Genomic DNA, 22,115 nt, shown 5'->3' with positions numbered 1-22,115 from the left:
CTCGCCGCGACAGCTATGTGGCAGTCGTGCGCCCGACCTCGTTGACGGTGTCCGCCAGCCAGACGAACATCAGCAACATCAGCACGACAAGCAGCACGTAGAGCACCGTCACCACGATTCCGCCGATCAACCCTGCGGTAGCAAGCCCTTGGCCGTCCTCCCCGGTTTCGTTGATCTGTTTGCGGGCGATGGCGCCGAACACGATGCCGAGCGGCGGAAAGACGAACACCATGACCAGCGCCACCACCGCCAGCGTGTTGGTCGTCCGGACCGGCGGGTACATCTGCTGCGGGTAGTACATCGGGGCGCCCTGCTGCGGTGGGTACTGCGGCGGCGGGTACTGCGGCATCGGGTACTGCGGCGGCATCCCCGGATAGCCTTGCTGCGGCTGGCTGCCAAGCCCCTGGTCGTGTGACGGTTCACTCATCGCATGTCTCCTCCCTGCCGGCACTGTACCCGCGGGTGAGCACACTCATAGCGCGAACGGACGTTAACTCGATGCATACTCCAAAGTAATTTCGATGGCGAGCAGGGTAGCTCGCCCGCAGCGACGAGAGGGAACGTTCCATGGCTCGCCTTGCGCAGACCCCCGGCCTTACCGACGTCCAGTCCGAAATTCTCGCCACGGTACGCGAATTCGTGGACAAGGAAGTGATTCCGCAGGCCAATGAGCTCGAGCATGCGGACACCTACCCCGCGGAAATCGTCGAGGGCATGAAGGAAATGGGCCTGTTCGGGATTACCATCCCCGAGGAGTACGGCGGTCTCGGTGAATCCCTGCTCACCTACGCGCTGGCCGTTGAGGAGATCGCGCGCGGCTGGATGAGCGTATCCGGCGTGATCAACACGCATTTCATCGTCGCGCATATGATCAAGAACCACGGCACCGAGGAGCAGCGGCGGTACTATCTGCCCAAGATGGCCACCGGCGAGATTCGGGGCGCCTTCTCCATGTCCGAGCCGGATCTGGGTTCGGATGTCGCCGCGATCAAAACGCGGGCGAAACGGGTCGACGATGACTACGTCATCGATGGCTCGAAGATGTGGCTGACCAACGGTGGTACCTCGAATCTGATCGCCCTGTTGGTGCGTACCGACGAGGGCGCGGAGAAAGCGCATCAGAACCTGACCACGTTCCTTGTGGAAAAGCCCGAGGGTTATGGCGAGGTCGCGCCCGGCCTGACGATTCCCGGCCGGATCGACAAAATGGGCTACAAGGGAGTGGACACTACGGAGGCCTTTTTCGACGGTTACCGGATCGGCGCGGACAAGGTGCTCGGCGGTCAGCCGGGCAAGGGATTCTCGTACATGATGGACGGTATCGAGGTCGGCAGGGTGAATGTCGCCGCGCGCGCCTGCGGTATCGCGATTCGGGCTTTCGAACTCGCCATTGATTACGCGCAACAGCGCAGTACCTTCGGCAAACCGATTGCCGAGCACCAGGCCATCGCGTTCAAACTCGCGGAGATGGCAACCAAGGTCGAGGCGGCGCATCTGATGATGGTGAACGCGGCGCGGCTGAAGGATTCCGGAGCGCGCAACGATGTGGAAGCCGGGATGGCCAAGCTGATCGCCAGTGAGTACTGCGCCGAAGTGACCCAGGAAGCATTCCGGATTCACGGTGGCTACGGCTATTCGAAGGAGTACGAGATCGAGCGTCTGATGCGCGAGGCGCCCTTCCTGCTCATCGGTGAAGGCACCAGCGAGATTCAGAAGACGATCATCAGCAGGGGTTTGCTGCGCGAATATCGCAGCCGCTCGTAGCTGCTCGGGTCGCGGTGCCTGCCGGGTTCGCGCGGTCCAGGGTCACTTGGCAGGATAGGGACAGTCTCCCCGGCTTCCGGCGCGGCGGGGAATGGTTGGACCCGAGCCCAGAGGTGATCCTGTGACCAGCGCGTTTTCCGGACCCGGTCGGCGGGGCCAGGGCCTGCCACAGCTGCCTACACCGCCTACCGGCTGGCCGATTGGCTCGTACGGCACCTACGAGGAAGCGCAGCGCGCCGTCGAGTTCCTGGCGAGCAACGAGTTCGCCGTTACGGATGTCACCATCGTCGGCGTCGATCTGATGCTGGTTGAGCGGGTACTCGGCAAGCTGTCCTGGGGAAAGGTGCTTGGCACCGGCGCGATCTCCGGTGCCTGGTTCGGTTTGTTCGTTGGCCTGCTGCTTGGCATGTTCGGTTCCGAAGGCGGTATTACCTTCGGACCGATCCTGGTCGGCCTTGGCACCGGGGTGGTCTTCGGGCTGATCTTCGCCGCGGTCAGCTACGCATCGACCAAGGGGCGTAGGGACTTCTCCTCGGCGAGTCAGCTGGTCGCCGGCCGCTACGACGTGCTCTGCCAGCCGCGCAATGCCGAACAGGGCCGTGACTTGCTCGCCAAACTCGCCATGCGGCCTCGCTAACCTTAAAGAACGCGAACACGCGGAGTCACCCTGGCGCCCGCTCAACCGCAAGATCCTTAAAGATTGCGGTTCGGTGGACGCCAAATCGTGGAGCGTCGTGCCCGCGTGGCTCACCCGAACGCCGTAGTTCCGTCCACCTTTGCGGTGGACTTGCATACACACTCTAAACTTCTCCTGAATCGTTACATGATTCGTCGATGCGCTGCTTGTCACGCGGATGTAGCCGGGCTTAAGTTGCACACCACCGGCGTGCCTGTGTGGCGTGGGGCACATCGACCGGGGCACGTTGGGGTGCGGGGTGTTCGCGGTCCGTCAGGTCCGGCTGGATCCCGGCGTGCATGCTGGGAAGGAGACTGGATCAATGGGCAGTACCAGGCGGGTTGGTCGTGGTGCTGGCTCGCGGAGCCGACCGCTCGTAACACTGGGGGTGGCGCTGGTCGCCACGTCGGTGCTGGCGGCATGTGGTTCGGAGACGGGCAAGACGATCAACGTCTACTACGCGCCGGAGGAAAACTTCCAGACCGTCGTGGACAACTGCAACGAGCAGGCCAACGGCCGCTACCAGATCGTCTACAACAAGCTGCCGCGGGACGCGGACGGTCAGCGCGAGCAGATGGTCCGCAGGCTCGCCGCGGAAGACGACGAGATGGACGTGCTCGGGCTGGATGTCACCTGGGTGGCCGAGTTCGCCGAGGCCGGCTGGGCGGCGGAGTGGACCGGCAAGAACAAGGCTGAGGCCGAAGAAGGTGTCCTGCCGGGGCCACTGGAGACGGCCATGTGGCAGGACAAGCTCTACGCCGCGACAAAGAACACCAACATCCAGTTGATGTGGTACGACGAGCGCCTTACCCCGGAGCCGCCGGAAACCTGGGACGAGGTGATCGCGGCAGCCAAGCGGTTGAAGCAGCAGGGCAAGCCTTACCAGGTCGTCTTCACCGGGGCGCAGTACGAAGGTCTGGTCTCGATGTACAACTCGATCACCGAGTCCGCCGGCGGGCAGATCCTCAGTGATGACGGGCTTTCCGTGGAGATGGACGAGGGCGCCGTGCGTGCGCTGGAGATCCTCCACGAGCTCACCACCGCTGGGATCACCGCGCCAGGGCTGACCAACGCGCAGGAGGACGAGACCCGGCTGTCCTTCGAAGCGAAGGGCAGCCAGGCCGCTTTCCAGCTGAACTGGCCGTTCGTGTATCCGGCCATGCAGGAGGGCAACCCGGAGCGCGCCGAGCACATGAAGTGGACGCGCTTCCCGGAGGCGACCGCTGGCGAGCCGAGCAGGTCCACGATTGGTGGCTACAACCTCGCGGTGAGCTCGTACTCGAAACACCAGCCGGAAGCCTTCGAAGCAGCCCTGTGCCTGCGGAGCGCGGAAAACCAGAAGTTCTCCGCGGTGTCCGACGGCGTGCCGCCGACGATCGAGTCGGTCTACAACGATCCGGAGCCGATCGATCCGAGTAAGCCGGCCGGCGACGACAACCCGAATATGGAAACCGCCTATCCGATGAAGGACACGATCCTGGATGCGCTGAAGGAACCGGGTGTCCGCCCGCTTACCCCCGCGTATCAGAACGTGTCCACAGTGATCTCTACCGTGCTCTCCCCGCCGAGTTCGATTGATCCGCAGGCGACGGCCGAGCGACTGCGTTCCGAGATCACTGATGCCCTTGAATCGAAGGGAGTCCTGCCGTGACAACGGAGGTGGCCGCAAGTACGGCCGATCCGGACACGGGCGCGCCAGCCGGGAAGAAGCAGCTCAGTGAGGGCAAGCGGGCCGAGCGTCGGCTTGGTCTGCTGTTGTGTGCCCCTGCCGCGCTGGTGATGCTCGCGGTTACCGCCTGGCCAGTCATCTACTCCGTCTGGCTCTCGTTGCAGCGCTACGACCTGCGTTTCCCCGGCCAGACCGAATTCATCGGTCTGGAGAACTACATCACCGTGCTGTCCAGCCCGTACTGGTGGACCTCGTTCGGGGTCACGATGGGCCTCACGGCCGTATCGGTGGCGCTGGAGTTCGTGCTCGGCTTCGCGCTCGCACTGATCATGCACCGGACAATCGTGGCTCGCGGACTGATCCGCACCGTGGCGCTGATCCCGTACGGGATTGTCACCGTGGTGGCCGCGTTCTCCTGGCGCTATGCGTTTACCCCGGACACCGGGTATCTCGCGCAGTTGCTCGCGCCGGAGGCGGCGTTGCTGACCGAGCGGATGCCGGCCTTCGGCATCATCGTGCTGGCCGAGGTGTGGAAGACCACGCCGTTCATGGCCTTGCTGCTGATGGCGGGTCTGGCGCTGGTGCCAGATGACCTGGTCAAGGCGGCCTCGGTGGATGGCGCCAGCCCGTGGCAGCGGTTCATCAAGGTGATCGTGCCGGTGATGAAACCGGCAATCCTCGTTGCGTTGCTGTTCCGGATGCTCGATGCGTTCCGCATTTTCGACAACATCTTCGTGTTGACCAATGGTGCGCAGCAGACCGGCTCGGTATCGGTATCGACCTACAACAACCTGATTCAGGGGCTGAACCTTGGTATTGGATCGACCATGTCGGTGCTGATCTTCATCACCGTCGCGATTATCGCGTTCATCTTCGTGAAGGGCTTCGGTACCGCCGCGCCCGGTAGCGACGACGGGGGGCGGCGCTGATGGCGATGATCGGTGTGGCGACGACTCGCCGCAAAATCCAATGGTCCTTTCTGGACCTGCTGGTCGTGGTCTACGCGCTGGTTCCGGTGTTGTGGATTGTCTCGCTCTCGTTCAAGTCGAAGGAGACACTGAACGACGGGAATTTCATTCCACGCGAGTGGTCCATCCAGAACTATGTGGACATCTTCCAGACGAACGAGTTCGTCCGGGCGCTGTTCAACTCGATCGGCATCGCGCTGATCTCCACGTTCATTGCCGTGGTGATCGGTACGATGGCCGCCTACGCGATAGCCAGGCTGGACTTCCCCGGCAAGCGGGTACTGATCGGGGTTTCCCTGCTGGTGGCGATGTTCCCGCAGGTTTCCTTGGTTTCCCCGCTCTTCGAGATCGAGCGTGCGCTTGGCCTGTTCGACACCTGGCCAGGCTTGATCCTGCCGTACGTCACGTTCGGGCTGCCCTTGGCCATCTACACGCTCTCCGCGTTCTTCAAGGAAATCCCTTGGGAGCTGGAGAAAGCGGCCAAGATGGACGGAGCTACGCCCGCACAGGCCTTCCGCAAGGTCATCGCGCCGCTGGCCGCGCCCGGTGTGTTCACCACGGCGATCCTGGTCTTCATTCTGACCTGGAACGACTTCCTGTTCGCGATCTCGCTGACGTCAACCGAGGCATCGCGTACCGTGCCTGCCGCGCTTTCCTTCTTCACCGGCGCCTCGCAGTTCGAGGACCCGAAGGGCACGATCTCCGCGGCAGCCGTGGTGATCACGATTCCGATTATCCTGTTCGTACTGTTCTTCCAGCGCCGTATCGTCGCTGGGCTGACTTCCGGCGCCGTGAAGGGCTAGGTGGATCATGGCTGAAATCGTCTTGGACAAGGTAACCAAGCGTTACCCTGATGGCGCGATCGCGGCATCCGAAGTGGACATCAATATCGCGGACGGCGAGTTCATCATTCTCGTTGGGCCGTCCGGCTGTGGGAAGTCGACCACGCTGAACATGATCGCGGGACTGGAGGACATCACCTCTGGCGAGCTGCGGATCGACGGTGCTCGGATGAACGAGCGTGCGCCGAAGGATCGGGATATCGCGATGGTCTTCCAGTCCTACGCGCTCTACCCGCATATGAGCGTTCGGGAGAACATGGCCTTCCCGCTCAGGCTGGCCAAGGTTCCGGACGCGACGGTCAAGCAGAAGGTGGACGAGGCGGCGAAGGTGCTTGACCTGACCCAGCACCTGGATCGCAAGCCGTCCAACTTGTCTGGTGGTCAGCGGCAGCGGGTTGCCATGGGTAGGGCGATCGTGCGTAGCCCGAAGGCGTTCCTCATGGACGAGCCTTTGTCTAATTTGGATGCAAAGTTGCGCGTGCAGATGCGTACCTCGGTGTCCAAATTGCAGAAGCAGCTCGGTACGACCACGGTGTACGTGACGCACGACCAGACCGAGGCAATGACTCTTGGCGACCGCGTCGTGGTGCTGCGCGGTGGTTTCGTGCAACAGATCGGCTCGCCGCAGTTCCTTTACGAGCAGCCGGCGAACCTGTTCGTCGCCGGGTTCATCGGGTCGCCCTCGATGAACTTCTTCCCCGCGACGCTGGCGGAGAACAAGCTGGCCAGCTCGCTTGGTGAGATCGCGCTAACCGATCGGTTGCGGCGAGTGCTCGAGGGCGGCAAGGCGCAGCGGGACGTGATCGTCGGTGTCCGGCCGGAGCATTTCGAGGACGCCGCGTTGCTCGACGAGGCGACGAAGGCGACCGGGGTCACCTTCCAGGCGCAGGTGGACGTGCTCGAGTCGATGGGCTCGGACAAGTACGCGTACTTCACCGTGGAAGGCAAGCAGGCGGAATCCAGTGAGCTGGCCGAGCTGGCCGTGGATGCTGGTGCTTCGGATGTGCCGGAGTCCGGTTCGCAGGTGGTAACGCGGTTGTCCGCGGCCTCGGCGGCGCAGGAGGGCGCGGCCTGCGATATCTGGTTCGACCCGGACAAGGTGCTGCTGTTCGATCCGTCCAGCGGCGCGAACCTCACCTACACGGGTTAGTAAGTCGCTCTCCCGGTGCGCCAAGCCCGCACCGGGAGAGCTCCACCAACCGCGATCTTTAGGGATCTTGCGGTTCGCTAGTCGCGGACGGTGAAGCTTGACGCGATCCGGTTGTACAGCTCAGTGCGCGCGCTGTCCGCATCGTCCGTTGGCGCCGTCACGCTGACTACCCACAATGCGCGATCGGCCGCGAAGGCGAGCGCGAAGGTGGTACGCCGCTGCACCCCGTCATCCGCGGAATTTCCCCGATCCACCGTCCGATACCGCAGTTCCCGCGCCGGTTCGGCACCGCTTTCCCTGTCCGTCGCCCGGCGATCGGACACCACCCACAGATCCTCGCCAGGCCAGCTCTGCCGCAGCCATTCGACGTAGTCCTCGACCGCGCCACCCGGGTAGAACTCGGGAAAGAAGTCCACGGTCAGCGTCTGCTGCCCATCCTGGCCGAGGTACTGCGCCCGGCTCCCGGACGGCAAGCTCGCATCGCCAAGCTGGGTGCGGAACAGCTGCCAGTCATCCGGCACCAGCACCCGGAACTTGCCGGCCCGCTCGCCGACGAACGCGGAGGCGGAGTCGGTGCGCGGCTGGAGCTCGCCGACCTCCGGCTGGTCCGCGGGCAGAATCGGTTTACCCGCCACCGCGCGCACCGCCGCGAATCCGCCCGCGCTCGCCGCGAGAAACAGCAGTACCGCGGCCAGCGACACCGCGATCCGCGCCAGCACGCCGGCCCGGCGGCGGCGAGATGGCGGAGCGAACGGCAGCGGCCCCGGATCGTTGGACAGCTCGGCACCGGCCAACTCGCTCTTGGCCAACTCGCTCTTGGCCAACTCGGAAGCCTCGTCGGTTGGCGGCTTCGCCGGGACCAGCTCGGGGCTGGTCGATTGCGCGTGCACCGGCGTGGCCAGCAGCGAACGGTCCAGCAACTGGGTAGCCGAGGGATCGAAACCCGCCCGCGGCGCGGACGGCTCGGCGCTGAACATTGCCGGTCCGAACACCTCGACGCCCGGCTCGGGCAACAGCGAATGCAGCGTACGTCGCACCTCGAGCAGCGACATCCGCTCGTCCGGAGCCTTGACCATCAGCCCACGGATGATCGCGGCGAACGGGCCTGGCGAAGGCGTGGGCACCTCGCCATGCACGACGCTCAACACCGTCTGCAGTGGATCGTCATCGGTGCCATACGGTGCTCGCCCCTCGGCGGCGGCGAACAGCGTGGCGCCGAGCCCCCACAGGTCGGCGGCCGGGCTGACCGGATCGCCCGCGGCGACTTCCGGCGCGATATAAGCGGGGCTGCCGAGCATCACCCCGGAGGCGGTCATGCTGACCTCGGCCATATTCCGCGCGATGCCGAAGTCGGTGAGCTTGATCGGCGCCTGGGAGTAGTTCGTGGCCGCCTCGGCGATCAGCACGTTCCCCGGCTTCACGTCACGGTGGGTGATCCCGCTGTGGTGCGCGGCCTCCAGCGCGGCTGCCACCGCCTCACCCACGGCGGCGGTTTGCGGCACGGTCAGCGCGCCATGCGTGCGCAACAACGCGGCAAGACTGCGTGACGGCAACAGCTCCATCACCACGAACGGCTCGGCGCCGGCCATCGCCACGTCATAAACCGCGATCACGTTCGGATGCGAAAGAGCGGCGATCGCGCGGGCCTCGCGCAGTGCCCGCTCGCGCATCTCGTCGGCACGGGCGGGCGGAAAGTCGGCCGGCAGCCGGACCTCCTTCACCGCGACCTGGCGGTGCAGTACCTCGTCGTAACCGGTCCAGACACTGCCCATCGACCCGGATCCGACCAGCGTATGCAGCCGATATCGACCTGCGATCAGGCGTTCGGGCTCCGGCTGGGTGGAAGGCACGCCGTCATTGTGTCGCAGCCGGCTACCACCGGTGTTCACCGGCGTGAGATTCGCCGCGATCGCTGTCTCCGGACCGGTGCCCCGTGTTTCCGTAAAATGACTGGCTTCACCGCCGGCTGTACTGCTGAACACCAAGGAGGGTGTCGTCGTGACCGCTTCGCCGCACGCCACGAACGCGGATCAGGGCAGGCTCGCGCTGGCGAGTGAGTTTCCCGCCGCCGAGCTGGACCAATGGCGCGCCCTGGTCGCCGGCGTGCTCAGCAAGAGCGGAGTGGACCCGGCGAAGGTAACTGGACCGATCGAGACGGCGCTGGCCACCGAAACCTACGACGGGATCACGGTGCGCCCGCTGTACACGGCCGAGCAGGACGGCTCCGAAACCGGCCTGCCGGGACTGCCGCCGTTCGTCCGCGGCAGCCGCCCCGAGGGTGGGGTGCTCGCCGGCTGGGATATCCGGCAGGCGCATATCAACCCGGATCCAGCGGCGGCCAACACCGCGATCCTCGCCGATCTGGAAGGCGGGGTGAGCTCGATCTGGCTGCGGGTCGGTGCCAGCGGGGTGCCGGTCGACCGGCTGGCCGAGGCCTTGCACGGGGTGTACCTGGACCTCGCAGGGGTGGTGCTGGACGCGGGGGCGGACTACCTCGCGGCAGCCGAAGCGCTGTTCGCGCTGCGCGCCGAACGGCAGGTACCGGCAAGTGAACTGAGCGGCGCCCTCGGCGCGGACCCGATCTCGGTGCACGCGCGCGGCGGCCTACGCCAGGACCTGGCGCCAGCCGCGGCGCTTGCCGCGCGGGTCAGTGCTGAGTTCCCCAAACTGCGCGCGTTGCTTGTGGACGGCGAGCCCTACCACGACGCGGGCGGCTCCGATGCGCAGGAGCTGGCTTACTCGATCGCGGCTGGCGTTGAGTACCTGCGCGCGCTTACCGAGTCCGGAATGGACGTCGACGACGCCGCCGGCCAGCTGGAGTTCCGCTACGCGGCCAGCGCGGATCAGTTCCTCACCATCGCCAAGTTCCGCGCCGCGCGCCGGTTGTGGGCAAGGGTGACCGAAGTATGTGGCGTCAGCCTGCCCGCTCGCGCGCAGCGTCAGCACGCGGTCACTTCGGCGGCGATGATGGCCAAGCGCGATCCCTGGGTGAACATGCTGCGCGAGACGCTGGCCTGCTTTGCCGCCGGTGTCGGTGGCGCGGACGCGATCACCGTGCGCCCGTTCGACTCGGCGATCGGACTGCCGGACGCGTTTGCCATGCGGATAGCGCGCAACACCCAATCGATCCTGCTTGAAGAGTCCAAAGTGGCGGGAGTGATCGACCCGGCTGGCGGCTCCTGGTACGTGGACCAGCTTACCGACGAGCTCGCGCATACCGCCTGGTCGCTCTTCACCGAGGTGGAGCGCGGCGGTGGCTTGGTCACCGCGCTGGAGTCCGGCCAGCTGGCCGACGAGCTGGCCGCCGTCCGGCAGCGCCGCGAGGCGAACCTGGCCAGCAGGTCCGATCCGCTCACCGGGGTCAGCGAGTTCGCGAACCTCGCCGAGGAACCCCTTGTCCGGGATCCGCTGCCGGCGCCGAGAGAAACCGGTGGGCTGCCGGTGATCCGCTATCCGGAGCGCTTCGAGCTGTTGCGTGATCGCGCGGATCGGCACCACGGTGGGCGCCCGACGGTCTTCCTCGCCACGCTCGGATCGCTCGCCGAACACACCGCGCGGGTCAGTTTCGCGACGAACCTGTTGCAGGCTGGCGGGATCGACACGGTAACCGGCACGATCGCGGAGTTCGCCGAGTCCGGCGCTCCGGTCGCCTGCATCTGCGGGCCGGACTCCGCATACGCCGACGGCGCCGCCGAACTGGCCGGCGCGCTGCGCGAGCAGGGCGCGCGGCGAGTACTGCTCGCCGGTAAGCCCAAGGACTATCCGGGCGTGGACGCGTATGTCTTCGCCGGCTGCGAAGCGCTGAGCACGCTTTCCGAGACGCTGGACGCGTTGGGAGTCGACCAATGACAAGTATTCCGAACTTCGCGGATGTGCGGCTCGGCGAGCAGGACGCCGGCGGCGGTACCGACTGGGCGACCGCGCTGCACGAGCGCACCGGCAAGGGCGCGGACGCGCTCGCCTGGGAGACCGCCGAGGGCATCGGGATCAAACCGCTGTACACCGCGGCCGATACCGAAGACCTGGATTTCCTGCGCACCTATCCCGGCGTCGCACCCTATCTACGCGGCCCATACGCGACGATGTACGTGAACCAGCCGTGGACCGTTCGCCAGTACGCGGGATTCTCGACCGCGCAGGAGTCCAACGCGTTCTACCGGCGCAACCTCGCGGCTGGCCAGAAAGGACTGTCGGTGGCCTTTGATCTGGCCACCCACCGGGGGTACGACTCGGACCATCCCAGGGTTGGCGGGGATGTCGGGATGGCTGGCGTGGCCATCGATTCGATCTACGATATGCGCCAGCTCTTCGACGGTATCCCGCTTGACCGGATGAGCGTTTCGATGACGATGAATGGCGCGGTGCTTCCGGTGCTGGCGCTGTACGTGGTCGCGGCCGAGGAGCAGGGCGTGCCGCCGGAGAAGCTGGCGGGGACCATTCAGAACGACATCCTCAAAGAGTTCATGGTCCGCAACACCTACATCTACCCGCCACAGCCCTCGATGCGGATCATCTCGGACATCTTCGCGTACACCTCGCAGCGGATGCCGAAGTTCAATTCCATTTCCATCTCCGGCTACCACATGCAGGAAGCGGGAGCCACGGCCGATCTGGAGCTGGCGTACACGCTCGCCGACGGGGTGGAGTACATCCGGGCCGGTGTGGACGGTGGGCTGAGCATCGATTCCTTCGCGCCCCGGCTGTCGTTCTTCTGGGCCATCGGGATGAACTTCTACATGGAAGTCGCGAAGATGCGCGCCGCGCGCCTGTTGTGGGCGAAGCTGGTCAACCAGTTCGGTCCACGTAACGACAAATCGCTTTCGCTGCGCACGCACTGCCAGACCTCGGGCTGGTCGCTCACCGCGCAGGACGTGTACAACAACGTCATCCGCACCTGTGTCGAGGCGATGGCGGCCACCCAGGGGCATACCCAGTCATTGCACACCAACGCGCTTGACGAGGCACTGGCGTTGCCGACCGACTTCTCCGCGCGGATCGCTCGTAACACGCAACTGGTGCTGCAGCAGGAATCCGGTACGACGCGGGTGATCGACCCGTGGGGCGGTAGCGCGTTCATCGAGCGGTTGACCTACGAGCTGGCGAACAAGGCATGGGGGCACATCAGCGAAGTCGAGTCGGCTGGCGGGATGGCGCGGGCCATCGACGCGGGTATCCCGAAGTTGCGCATCGAGGAAGCCGCCGCGCGTACCCAGGCCCGGATCGACTCCGGCCGCCAGCCGGTGATCGGGGTGAACAAGTACCGGCTGGACGCCGAGGAAAACATCGACGTGCTCAAAGTGGACAATGCGCAGGTGCGCGCGGAGCAGCTGGACAAGCTGCGCAGGCTGCGGGAGGAACGTGACGAGCAGGCCACTCAGGACGCGCTGCGCGCGCTGACCGCCGCGGCCGAGCAGGAGTCGGCGAGCGAGGGCCTGCGGAACAATCTGCTCAGCTACGCGATCGACGCCGCGCGGGCCAAGGCAACGGTGGGCGAGATCTCCGACGCGCTCGAGCGGGTCTACGGGCGGCACGCCGGGCAGATTCGTACGATTTCCGGTGTGTATCGCGATGAGGTTGGCACATCGGCGAACGTCGATACGGCGCGGGCGCAGGTCGACGAGTTCGCCGAGGCCGAAGGCCGCAGGCCGCGTATCCTGGTCGCGAAGATGGGCCAGGATGGACACGACCGTGGCCAGAAGGTGATCGCCACGGCGTTCGCCGATCTCGGCTTCGACGTGGACGTGGGCCCGCTGTTCTCCACACCGGCAGAGGTGGCACGGCAGGCGGTCGAGGCGGACGCGCATATCGTCGGCGTCTCCTCGCTGGCGGCTGGCCACCTCACGCTGGTGCCCGCACTGCGCGCCGAGCTGGCCGAACTGGGGCGCTCGGACATCATGGTGGTGGTCGGCGGGGTCATCCCGCCAGGCGATTTCGCCGCGCTACGCGAGGCTGGTGCGGCGGCGATCTTCCCACCGGGCACGGTGATCGCCGATGCCGCCGGGGATCTGTTGCGGCAGCTGGCGGAACTGCACGGACACGGCGAATAGCGGGCTGATGCCGAAGAAGATCGACGTCGGGGAGTACGCGAAGGGCGTACTCGCCGGCCAGCGCGGCGTACTGGCCAAAGCGATCACCCTGGTGGAGTCCAGCCGCGCGGATCATCGCGCGCAGGCACAGGAACTGCTTGTCGAGTTGCTGCCACACGCCGGAGGCGCGCAGCGAGTGGGCATCACCGGTGTTCCCGGGGTCGGTAAGTCCACTTTCATCGATGCGCTTGGCAGCATGTTGACCGCGCGCGGGCATCGGGTCGCGGTGCTGGCCGTCGACCCTTCGTCGAGCAAGACCGGCGGGTCGATTCTCGGTGACAAGACCAGGATGGCGCGCCTCGCGGTCGACCCGGCCGCGTTCATCCGGCCGTCACCTACCTCGGGGACGCTCGGCGGTGTCGCCCGGGCCACCAGGGAAACCACCGTGCTGATGGAGGCGGCCGGCTACGACATCGTGTTGATCGAGACGGTCGGTGTCGGGCAGTCCGAGATCACCGTGGCGAACATGGTCGACTGCTTCCTTTACCTCACGCTGGCCCGTACCGGGGATCAGTTGCAGGGCATCAAGAAGGGCGTGCTGGAACTCGCCGACGTGATCGCGGTGAACAAGGCGGACGGCGAACACGAACGGGACGCGCGCAAGGCCGCGCGAGAGCTTTCCGGTGCACTGCGCATGCTGTACCCGCCGGAGTCGGTGTGGACGCCACCGGTGTTGACTTGTAGTGGTATGCGGGAAATCGGGCTGGACACGGTGTGGCAGCAGGTGACCCGGCATGCGGAAACTTTGCGCGCGGCGGGACAATTCACGGCTAAGCGGGCCCAACAGCAGGTAGATTGGACCTGGTCGATGGTGCGCGAGCAGTTGCTGACGGATTTGCGGGAACGCGTGCGGGGTATCGTGCCCGAGCTCGAACGGGCGGTGCGCGACGGCGAGTTGACCGCGACCCTGGCCGCCGAGCGGATACTGTCGGCATTCGCTGAACGCGAGGGCTAGTACCAGGAACGGTGCTGGCGATGCGATGAGTCGGGGAAGGCTATTGCGATGCGAGTGAACCGATCGCTTGCGGGGGCACTGCTGTTGAGCGTGCTGTTTCTGGTGACGCCCGCGACGGCGGTAGCCCAGCCCGAGCTATCGCCGAACTCGGCTAGTTTGGCCAGTACGTCCGGTATCTCCAGTGGTGTCGCCTCCGGTTGGGTGGCGCAGGAGGACAGCCCTGCTCCAGGGCCGCGGATCGATCCGGAGGACAGCGCGGAGGCGGATAGTCAGCAGGCGCAGCGCAAGTTCGTGGTCGGGATCATCGCCGCCGCGTTGCTGGCGATCGTGATTTACGGGCGGTATGTCCGGCACAAGCGCCGCAAATCGGGCTGATCCGACAGTGCTGGTCTGCTGGGTTGGCCAATCGTCCTGGTTAAACGGCCGGTTGTATCGAACGGGCGTACCGGATATCGCGGATCACCTATAGGCCCACCGAACGACGATCAGCCGTTTATCGCAACATCGCTACCGGCGATCTCCACAAGCCGCCATATGGGTGTAAGCGCACGGTGAGTTGGTGCAGGCTTGTTCGCACGATGAGTACGACATTCACCACAGCTGACAACGTCTCGGCCCATTCGGTGGGAGGTGCGTCGTGACCGTGCTGGACTCCCGAGCGGAAACCCCAGGCGATTCCGAAGCAACCGGTTCGTCGAGTGTCAACGCCGACGTGGTCATTACCGAGACCGGCGTCGGCCTGCCCGCGGTCGCCGATCTTGGCGCCGGTCGTGGCCCGGAATGGCTGGACACCTGGCTTGCCGAGCATGTCGCCGACATCGTCGCGTGGCGCCGGCACATCCATGCGAACCCTGAGCTGTCCAGACACGAGTTCGCCACCACCGAGCTGGTCGCCTCGACGTTGCGCGCCGCTGGCCTGGAACCCGAGGTCCTTCCGGGTGGTACCGGCGTGGTCTGCGAGGTCGGCAGCGGGCCGCGCTGTGTGGCCCTGCGCGCCGATCTGGACGCGCTCCCCATCACCGAGGCCTCGGGTCTGCCCTTCGCCTCCGCGGTGGACGGCGTCGGACATGTGTGCGGACACGATGCGCACACCACCTCGCTGCTTGCGGCCGGGCTCGCGCTGGCCACCGCGCCGGAACTGCCGGGCAGGGTACGGCTGATCTTCCAGCCGGCCGAGGAAGTCATGCCGGGCGGGGCGCTCGATGTGCTTGCCGCCGGCTGGTTGACCGGCGTGGACCGGATCTTCGGGCTGCACTGCGATCCGCGGTTGCAGGTGGGCACCGTCGGTATTCGTGCCGGCGCGATCACCTCGGCCACCGACGTCGTCGAAGTGCGGCTGAACTCGCCTGGTGGGCATACCTCGCGGCCACATCTGACCGCTGACCTGGTGCACGCGCTTGGTTCGCTGATCACCGGGCTACCCGCGCTGTTGTCCCGTCGCGTCGACCCGCGCTCCGGCACCGTGCTGGTCTGGGGTTCGGTGCACGCGGGCGAGGCGCCGAACGCGGTGCCGCAGGCTGGTGTCCTGCGCGGCACGCTGCGCACCGCGGACCGGGACGTGTGGGCGGAACTCGAACCGCTCGTCAGCCAGGCGGTCGAGGCGATACTCGCGCCGACCGGGGTTGGGTACGAGCTGAACTACCAGCGCGGTGTTCCACCGGTGGTGAATGAGCCGGACAGCACGCAGCTGCTCGGCGCGGGAGTCGAGGCCGCGCTTGGCGGCGACTCACTGGCGAGCACGGCGCAGTCCTCCGGTGGTGAGGACTTCGGCTGGTACCTGGAACACGTGCCGGGCGCCTTCGCGCGGCTTGGCGTGTGGCCGGGCGAAGGCCCGATGCGGGATCTGCACCAGGCCACCTTCGAGATGGACGAACGCGCGCTGCTGGTCGGCACTCGCGTCCTGGTGCACACAGCACTAGCCGCACTGGCCTGACCTGCACAAATACCGCGTTTAGCAGGCTAACCGCGGTATTTGCCCACGCTCGATAAGACGCGTTCAGCGGGCTAACCGTTGGTTTTTGGGCGCGCTGATAGCGGCTGCCCATGTCGCGTTTCGCGGGCTGACTGTTGATTTGGGCGCGCGTTGAGCGGGCTGACCGTGGTGACGTTGCAGGTCAGCTCAGGATCTGGGCGGTCGCGGCTTCGACGGCGTTGCGCAGGCGGCTGGACAGCTGCTCGGGGTCCGGCCGACCGGCGTCGAACCACGCAAGGATGCCCTCGATCGCCACCGCCGTCGCGAGCCGGGCGGCCCACTGGGTCCGCTGATCCGCTGTGCCGCCGGCACACAGCAGATCCTGGATGGCCAACCGCATGCCATCCCACACCTCGTCGACGTGGTCCCGGAAGTTCGGCTCGCGTACCGCGTGGTGGAAGAGCAGCCGAAACGTATCGGGGTTCGACCTCGCCCAGTCGATCAGTGCTTCCCAGGTGTGCTCGGTGAGCTCACCTTCGCTGGTCGTCGCGGCATGCAGCCGGGTGGTGGCGTGATCGAGTACCGCGCGATACAGCTCCTCCTTCGAATCGAAATGGCGGTACAGGATCATCCTGGTCACGCCCGCCGCGTCCAACACATCGTCGAGCCCGGTGTCGGCGAAGCCGCCATGCTGAGCGAACGCGGTCGTGGCCGCGCCGAGGATCTGCTCCCGGCGCTCCGCGCGCGGTAGTCGCTGGCCAGTGGCCTTGCGTTTGCCGGAGCTATTCGTATCCCGTGCTGCCTTGTCTGGCATGAGATCCCTTCTCGCTATAAGTATACTTGACAATCTATATGTAGAAGTATACTTAATTGAACATGGCTACTCGACGACTCTGGATAGACGAACGGCAACGTGCCCAACCGCACGGCTCCTGGCGACGGATGCTGTTCGACATCAACAACAGCACCGAGGTGCGGGGTATCGGCGCGGGATTCGACCCGGACAGCTTTGCCGCGACACTCCTCGAAGCCCGAATCGAGGAGCTGGTGGTGATCGCGAAAGACGTCAATGGACTCTGCTACTTCCCAAGCGAAATCGGGCCGCATCACCCGGAACCGGACGCCAAGAATCTACTTGGCCGGCAGGTCAAGGCATGCCAGGACGTAGGTATCGGCGTGTATGTGGTGTATCCGGTCTGGTGGGACGAGCATCTTGCGATACACCACCCGGAATGGCTGATGATGGGCAAGGACCGCTCCACCAGCCTGCCCGCCTACGGTGAACCGCCGGCGATATCGCAAATGTGCCTGTCTCATCCCGGGCTGCTCGAGGTCGTCAAACAGCACACCAGCGAGATATTCGCGCACTGCGAGCCGGATGGCGTGTGGTTCGACATGGTCAATCCGGCCACCACCTCGGTGGCGGCCTGTTACTGCGTGCGCTGTGTGTCCGCATTGGAGGAAGCTGGCGAGTCCCCAGTGGACCCCGTGGTACAGCAGCGGCGGCAGAACGAGCTGTGCAACGCGACCATCAAGGAGCTGACCGAGTACGCTCGCGCGCTGCGGCCGGATATCCGTGTCCTGTACAACACGATGGCAGTACTCGGCACGGCCGAACGCCTGCCGTACCTGGACGAGATCGAGATCGAGTGCATCCCGACCGGCCTCTGGGGATACCACTACCTGCCGGTGCACGGCCGTTATGCCCGCGGTCTCGGCGTGCCGGTCTACGGTCTCACCGGCCGGTTCGCGAAGCACTGGGGTGACTATGGCGGCCTGAAGCACCCGACCCAGCTCCGCTCCGAGCTGGCCAGCACCGTCGCGCTTGGACTGCGCTGCGATATCGGCGATGACCCCGGCCCCGCGCTACGACTTGATCCCGCCGTGTACGGCACGGTCGCCGAGGCATACCAGGAGATCGAGCGCATCGAACCGTATCTGCGGGGCGCCGCTCCGGTCAGCGAGGCGGCGATCGTGGTCAGCGGGCCACCGCTGAGCCAGTTCGCCGCGGAGATGGGCACCGATGACGAGGAGGTCAGCAGCCTGGTTGACCAGCAACTCAACGATGCGCCCGAGATGTTCCTGGAGAACATCGCCCGCGGCGCAAGCGTGACCGGGCTGACGCAGCTGCTGCAGGCCAGCCATATCCAGTTCGACATCGTGGACCGCGCGGACGATATCGAGCGCTACCAGTTGCTGGTGCTACCGGACACGCTCGAGGTGGATGACGAGCTCGCCGGGCGCCTGCAACGACACCTGGACGACGGCAAGGCGGTGCTGGCCGTACACGGTGGAGCGCGACTCGCCGGAGCCGATCAGCTGTGGCCGCGACAGTTGCGCGATGCGTTTCGGGGAGAGTCCACATTCGAGCGGCCGTACACCCGGTTGCGCGGCGCCGCGCTCGCCGATATCGGTGAGCGCTATCGGGAATTCGACTTCGCGTTGTATGTCGGCGCGGACCTGTGGGCGGTCCCCGAAGGCGATGATCTCGACGTGTACGCCAAGCTGACCGAACCAACCTCGGATCCGTTGCACCTCACCGGCTATGCCATCCCGCCATCCGGCGAGCCGACGGAGTACGCCACCGTCGTACGGTCCGGCACGCTTGGTGTCGTGTCCTTCCCGCTCGGGCTCGGCTACTTCCGGCATGGCTACTGGATCTATCGCGAGCTGTTCCAGCGCCTGCTCAGGGATCTCCTGCCGGATCCGCTGGTGCGTAGCACCGCGCCGGGCAGCACGGAGATCACCGTGACACAGCAGGAAGAGCCCGAGCGATGGATCGTCCACATTGTCAACCACTCACCGCTCCGGCACCGCCGTGGCGGCGCCGAGTATCTCGAGGATCCCATCCCGCTACGGGATATCAGTATCGATCTGGACATCGACGGTCCAATCGAGACGGCGTTCGAAGCCCGCACCGGAACCGTGCTGGACGTGCGGCGCACGGATGACCGCTGGCAGGTGACCGTACCGGAAATCGGTGTGGCGGCAACGGTCGTACTGACCCGCTGAGCGATTCCCGCCCTGCGCCCTACGGGTGAAACCAGCCGCCGGGGCGCAGGGCATCGCGGGCCGCCCGGAACCGCTCGAACTGTTCGGTGGCCAGCCGGTGTTGCTCGGCTCGTGGCCGCACCGCCTCCTCGGTGCCCACCATGCGGGCGGCCACTTCGGACACTGGCTGCCCGGTCAGCTCCGCGATGGCCAGTACCAGCGCGCCGCGCGCGCCAGCCTGCCGGTCGGTACTGCGCACTACCGGCAACCCGGTCAGGTCCGCGATGATCTGCCGCCACAGTGGATTCGCCGAACCGCCACCGGTCAGCCGCAGCTCGGTTGGCTGGACCTCGCTTGCTATCAGACAGTCCTGAATGGCCAGTGCCAGTCCTTCAAGGCAGGCCCTGGCGATCTCCGCGGGGCCGTGCGCCAGGTTCATCCCGAGTAGCGTGCCGCGCGCGGCCGGATCGTAGAACGGCGCCCGCTCACCGCCTGGCGACAGGTATGGCAACAGCAGCAGACCGTCGCAGCCGGGCTCGGCATGCTCGGCGAGGTCGGTCAGATCCTCCGGGTTCGGCAGGCCGAGTAGCCGGCAGGTCCAGTCCACGATCTCGGTGCCGGCCAGCGTCGCGTAGGCGAGCATCCAGTTGCCAGGGATGCCGGAGGGCAGGGTCATGCCGACCGGCGCGCGGTCGAGCCTCGGCTCGGCGGAGAGCACTTCGGTGCAGATCGTGGTGCCCAGGATCGTGCAGGCCTGGCCCGGTTCGGCCACGCCGGCACCGAGCGCGGTGGACAGGATGTCGTACGGCGCGAGCACCACCGGGGTTGCCGTGGCGACGCCCAGCTGTTCGGCCGCCGCGGGGTCCAGCTCGGCGACCCTGCTCGCCCCGTCCACGATCTCCGGCAGTAGCCGCCGCGCCCAGCCGAGGTCGAGCAGCTCGAGTACTTCCGCCGCGTAGCCGCCAGCTCGCGCGTCGCCGAACGGGTTCGCCGCTTCCGACGCGTCGATCGCGATCCGCCCGGTTAGCTGGTGGAACAACCAGCCGCCGCAGGTGAGCACGGCACTGGCGGACTCGACCCGCTGCGGCTGATGCGCGGCGAACCAGGCCAGCTGGGCGTGCGGCAGCCCGGCGAAGCCGGTCGAGCCGGTGATCCGGAAGATCTGGTCGAGCAGACCGGCATCGGCCCAGCGGCTGGCGATCGGGACCGCCCGCGCGTCATTCCACAGCGCGGCAGGGCCGGTGGGCTGGCCCTGTTCGTCAACCAGCCAGCAGCCGTCACCCTGGGCGGTGAGCGCGATCAGCCGCACCGGACCGGGAGCCCGTTCGCGCAGCTCGGTGATCGTCGTGGTCACGGCCTGCCAGACCTCGGCCATATCCTGCTCGGCCCAGCCCGGCTCGGGATGGCGCACCCTGGTCGGCCTGCTGGCGACGGCAAGCTCGGTGCCGTCCTCGTCGTAGGCCACGCTTTTCACCATCGAGGTGCCGGCGTCGATGCCGATGCTGATCACGGATTCCTCCGGGGGACGAGGGGACTCGCGCTATGTTGCTTCGGCGGATCCGGTTCCGGCAAGGGCCGGCCGCGAAGGCGGCCACGGCCGGGGTGGCAGGCTTGGGGCGAAACTGCTGCCACGTGGATAGGTGGGCCAAGTGAGTCTGGTCGCGGGTATCGATGTCGCCACCGCCAATGTGCGGGTCGCCGTGTACGAAGCCGATGGCACGCTCGTTGCCGAGGCCAAACGGCCGTTGCCAGGTCCCGAGCGCCCGGGCGATGGCCGTTCCGAGCAGGACGCGAACAGCTGGTGGTCGGCCGTCGCGGACTCGCTCGCGGAGTGCACCGGCGCTCTTGGTGCCAGGGCGGCCGAGATCACCTCGCTGGCTATCGCCGCGACCTCGGGCACGGTTGTCGCGGTTGACCAGGCTGGTGAACCGATTGGGCCCGCGCTGATGTACGACGATCGGCGCGCGGCAGCGCAGGCGGAAACCGCGGCGGCGGCCGCGCCGGAGGCATGGCGGCGAATCGGTATCACCCCGTCCGCGTCCTCCGGCTTGGCCCGGATTGGTTGGTTGGCCAAGGAGTTGGGCGAGCGCGCGGCGCGGGTGTGCCATACGCCTGATCTGCTCGCCTGGCGGCTGGTCGGCGAGCCGGTGGCCACCGACGCCAGCCATGCGCTGAAGAGTGGCTACGACGCGGTGCGCGGTGAATGGGTGCACGCGGCGTTCGACGCGCTGGCCGTACCGGATTCGCTGCTTCCACCGGTGGTCGCGCCCACCACCGTGCTCGGCGCGGTGGGGCGGGCGGCGGCCGAGCGCACCGGGCTGCCGGTGGGCTGTGCGGTGCGCGCCGGGATAACCGACGGCTGTGCGGGGCAGCTGGCCTGTGGCGCGGTCGAGGTCGGGTCGTTCGTCACGGTGATCGGTACCACGCTGGTGCTCAAGGGCGTATCGGCGGAGCTGGTGTTCGATCCGACCGGTTCGGTGTACAGCCATCGGCATCCGGACGGGGCCTGGCTGCCCGGCGGCGCGTCGAATACCGGTGGCTCGGCGCTGGCCGATGTGCCGGTCGAGCGGTTGGCCGAGCTGGATGCGGCCGCCACCGCGCGGGGCCCGGCCAGCGTGGTCAGCTACCCACTGCGTGGCACCGGCGAGCGGTTCCCGTTCCTTGCCGCGGACGCTCTGGGTTTCACCCTGGGTACGCCCGCTGATGAGGTGGACGACTACCGGGCGCGGCTGGAGGGGGTCGCGTTCACCGAGCGGCTGGCGTTGCAGCGGCTGGCCGAGCTCGGCGCACCGCGCACCGGGGCGGTCCGCACGGCTGGCGGTGGGGCGCGCAGCGACACCTGGTGCCGGATCCGCGCGTCGGTGCTCGGCGAGCCGGTGGCACGTGCGGAGCAGGCGGGGACGGCGCTTGGTGCGGCATTGCTGGCCGCGGCCGGGTCGGTGTACCCGAACCTGGGCGCGGCGGCCGCCGCGATGGTGCCGGAGCCGGAGCTGGTCGAACCGGTGCCCGCCGAGGTGGCCACGCTCGATGAGCGCTACCAGCGGTTCACCGCGGAACTACGCTCACACGGCTGGCTCTGACCGCAAGATCCCTACCGGACGC

General features: G+C 66.6%; 17 protein-coding genes. 13 read left to right on the top strand and 4 right to left on the bottom strand.

Annotation, left to right across the window (positions count from 1 at the left end; genetic code table 11):
* Window positions 1-13: 13 nt before the first annotated feature.
* Window positions 14-427: a DUF4190 domain-containing protein gene (locus tag EV191_RS00755; protein WP_132874855.1), complete on the bottom strand. Its 414-nt coding sequence runs from the start codon at window positions 425-427 to the stop codon at window positions 14-16.
* 140 nt (window positions 428-567) lie between these two features.
* Between EV191_RS00755 and EV191_RS00750 the strand changes: the two genes are divergently transcribed.
* From EV191_RS00750 to EV191_RS00725, 6 genes are all read left to right on the top strand, one after another.
* Window positions 568-1,764, top strand: coding sequence for an acyl-CoA dehydrogenase family protein (locus EV191_RS00750; protein WP_132874854.1), 1,197 nt, complete (start codon window positions 568-570; stop codon window positions 1,762-1,764).
* 121 nt (window positions 1,765-1,885) lie between these two features.
* Entirely contained in the window at window positions 1,886-2,401 is a 516-nt protein-coding gene (locus EV191_RS00745) for a general stress protein (RefSeq protein ID WP_132874853.1), read from the top strand.
* A gap of 361 nt (window positions 2,402-2,762) precedes the next feature.
* The gene (locus EV191_RS00740) at window positions 2,763-4,091 is read left to right on the top strand and encodes an ABC transporter substrate-binding protein (protein WP_132874852.1); all 1,329 of its coding nucleotides are present in this window, start codon (window positions 2,763-2,765) and stop codon (window positions 4,089-4,091) included.
* Window positions 4,088-5,038: a carbohydrate ABC transporter permease gene (locus tag EV191_RS00735; RefSeq protein WP_165912772.1), complete on the top strand. Its 951-nt coding sequence runs from the start codon at window positions 4,088-4,090 to the stop codon at window positions 5,036-5,038. The genes EV191_RS00740 and EV191_RS00735 overlap by 4 nt, the downstream gene beginning before the upstream one ends.
* A complete protein-coding gene (locus tag EV191_RS00730) occupies window positions 5,038-5,880 on the top strand; it encodes a carbohydrate ABC transporter permease (RefSeq protein WP_132874850.1) in 843 nt (280 codons plus the stop codon). Before EV191_RS00735 ends, EV191_RS00730 begins: the two co-directional genes overlap by 1 nt.
* 7 nt (window positions 5,881-5,887) lie before the next feature.
* Window positions 5,888-7,069 carry an ABC transporter ATP-binding protein gene (locus tag EV191_RS00725; protein WP_132874849.1) on the top strand — a complete coding sequence of 394 codons (1,182 nt, stop codon included), beginning with the start codon at window positions 5,888-5,890 and terminating at the stop codon, window positions 7,067-7,069.
* Between the two features lie 77 nt (window positions 7,070-7,146).
* Here EV191_RS00725 and EV191_RS00720 read toward each other — a convergent pair whose 3' ends face one another.
* Window positions 7,147-8,919 (bottom strand): serine/threonine-protein kinase, encoded by a 1,773-nt coding sequence (locus EV191_RS00720; RefSeq protein ID WP_243658670.1) that lies wholly within the window; start codon window positions 8,917-8,919, stop codon window positions 7,147-7,149.
* A 148-nt stretch (window positions 8,920-9,067) separates the two neighbouring features.
* On the opposite strand from EV191_RS00720, the gene EV191_RS00715 reads away from it, so the two are divergent.
* The 5 genes from EV191_RS00715 to EV191_RS00695 all read left to right on the top strand — a co-directional run bounded on the left by EV191_RS00715 (window position 9,068) and on the right by EV191_RS00695 (window position 16,043).
* Window positions 9,068-10,918 (top strand): methylmalonyl-CoA mutase family protein, encoded by a 1,851-nt coding sequence (locus EV191_RS00715; RefSeq protein WP_132874848.1) that lies wholly within the window; start codon window positions 9,068-9,070, stop codon window positions 10,916-10,918.
* Window positions 10,915-13,116 carry a methylmalonyl-CoA mutase gene (gene scpA / locus EV191_RS00710; protein ID WP_132874847.1) on the top strand — a complete coding sequence of 734 codons (2,202 nt, stop codon included), beginning with the start codon at window positions 10,915-10,917 and terminating at the stop codon, window positions 13,114-13,116. The genes EV191_RS00715 and scpA overlap by 4 nt, the downstream gene beginning before the upstream one ends.
* Window positions 13,117-13,123: 7 nt before the next feature.
* Window positions 13,124-14,110 (top strand): methylmalonyl Co-A mutase-associated GTPase MeaB, encoded by a 987-nt coding sequence (gene meaB / locus EV191_RS00705; RefSeq protein WP_132874846.1) that lies wholly within the window; start codon window positions 13,124-13,126, stop codon window positions 14,108-14,110.
* A 48-nt stretch (window positions 14,111-14,158) separates the two neighbouring features.
* A complete protein-coding gene (locus EV191_RS00700; RefSeq protein WP_132874845.1) occupies window positions 14,159-14,485 on the top strand; it encodes a hypothetical protein in 327 nt (108 codons plus the stop codon).
* Between the two features lie 262 nt (window positions 14,486-14,747).
* Window positions 14,748-16,043, top strand: coding sequence for an amidohydrolase (locus EV191_RS00695; protein ID WP_132874844.1), 1,296 nt, complete (start codon window positions 14,748-14,750; stop codon window positions 16,041-16,043).
* Between the two features lie 181 nt (window positions 16,044-16,224).
* On the opposite strand, the gene EV191_RS00690 is transcribed toward EV191_RS00695, so the two are convergent.
* Window positions 16,225-16,836, bottom strand: coding sequence for a TetR/AcrR family transcriptional regulator (locus tag EV191_RS00690; RefSeq protein WP_132874843.1), 612 nt, complete (start codon window positions 16,834-16,836; stop codon window positions 16,225-16,227).
* Window positions 16,837-16,898: 62 nt separating this feature from the next.
* On the opposite strand from EV191_RS00690, the gene EV191_RS00685 reads away from it, so the two are divergent.
* Window positions 16,899-19,034: an alpha-amylase family protein gene (locus EV191_RS00685; protein ID WP_132874842.1), complete on the top strand. Its 2,136-nt coding sequence runs from the start codon at window positions 16,899-16,901 to the stop codon at window positions 19,032-19,034.
* A gap of 19 nt (window positions 19,035-19,053) precedes the next feature.
* On the opposite strand, the gene EV191_RS00680 is transcribed toward EV191_RS00685, so the two are convergent.
* Window positions 19,054-20,523, bottom strand: coding sequence for an FGGY-family carbohydrate kinase (locus tag EV191_RS00680; RefSeq protein ID WP_132874841.1), 1,470 nt, complete (start codon window positions 20,521-20,523; stop codon window positions 19,054-19,056).
* A 139-nt stretch (window positions 20,524-20,662) separates the two neighbouring features.
* Here EV191_RS00680 and EV191_RS00675 point away from each other — a divergent pair, with 139 nt between their 5' ends.
* On the top strand, window positions 20,663-22,093 hold the full coding sequence (locus EV191_RS00675) for an FGGY-family carbohydrate kinase (protein ID WP_132874840.1): 1,431 nt from the start codon (window positions 20,663-20,665) through the stop codon (window positions 22,091-22,093).
* The last annotated feature ends 22 nt before the right edge of the window (window positions 22,094-22,115 follow it).

The organism is Tamaricihabitans halophyticus (assembly GCF_004340875.1).
Classification (GTDB): domain Bacteria; phylum Actinomycetota; class Actinomycetes; order Mycobacteriales; family Pseudonocardiaceae; genus Tamaricihabitans; species Tamaricihabitans halophyticus.
This window is presented reverse-complemented; position numbering and strand designations above follow the sequence as displayed.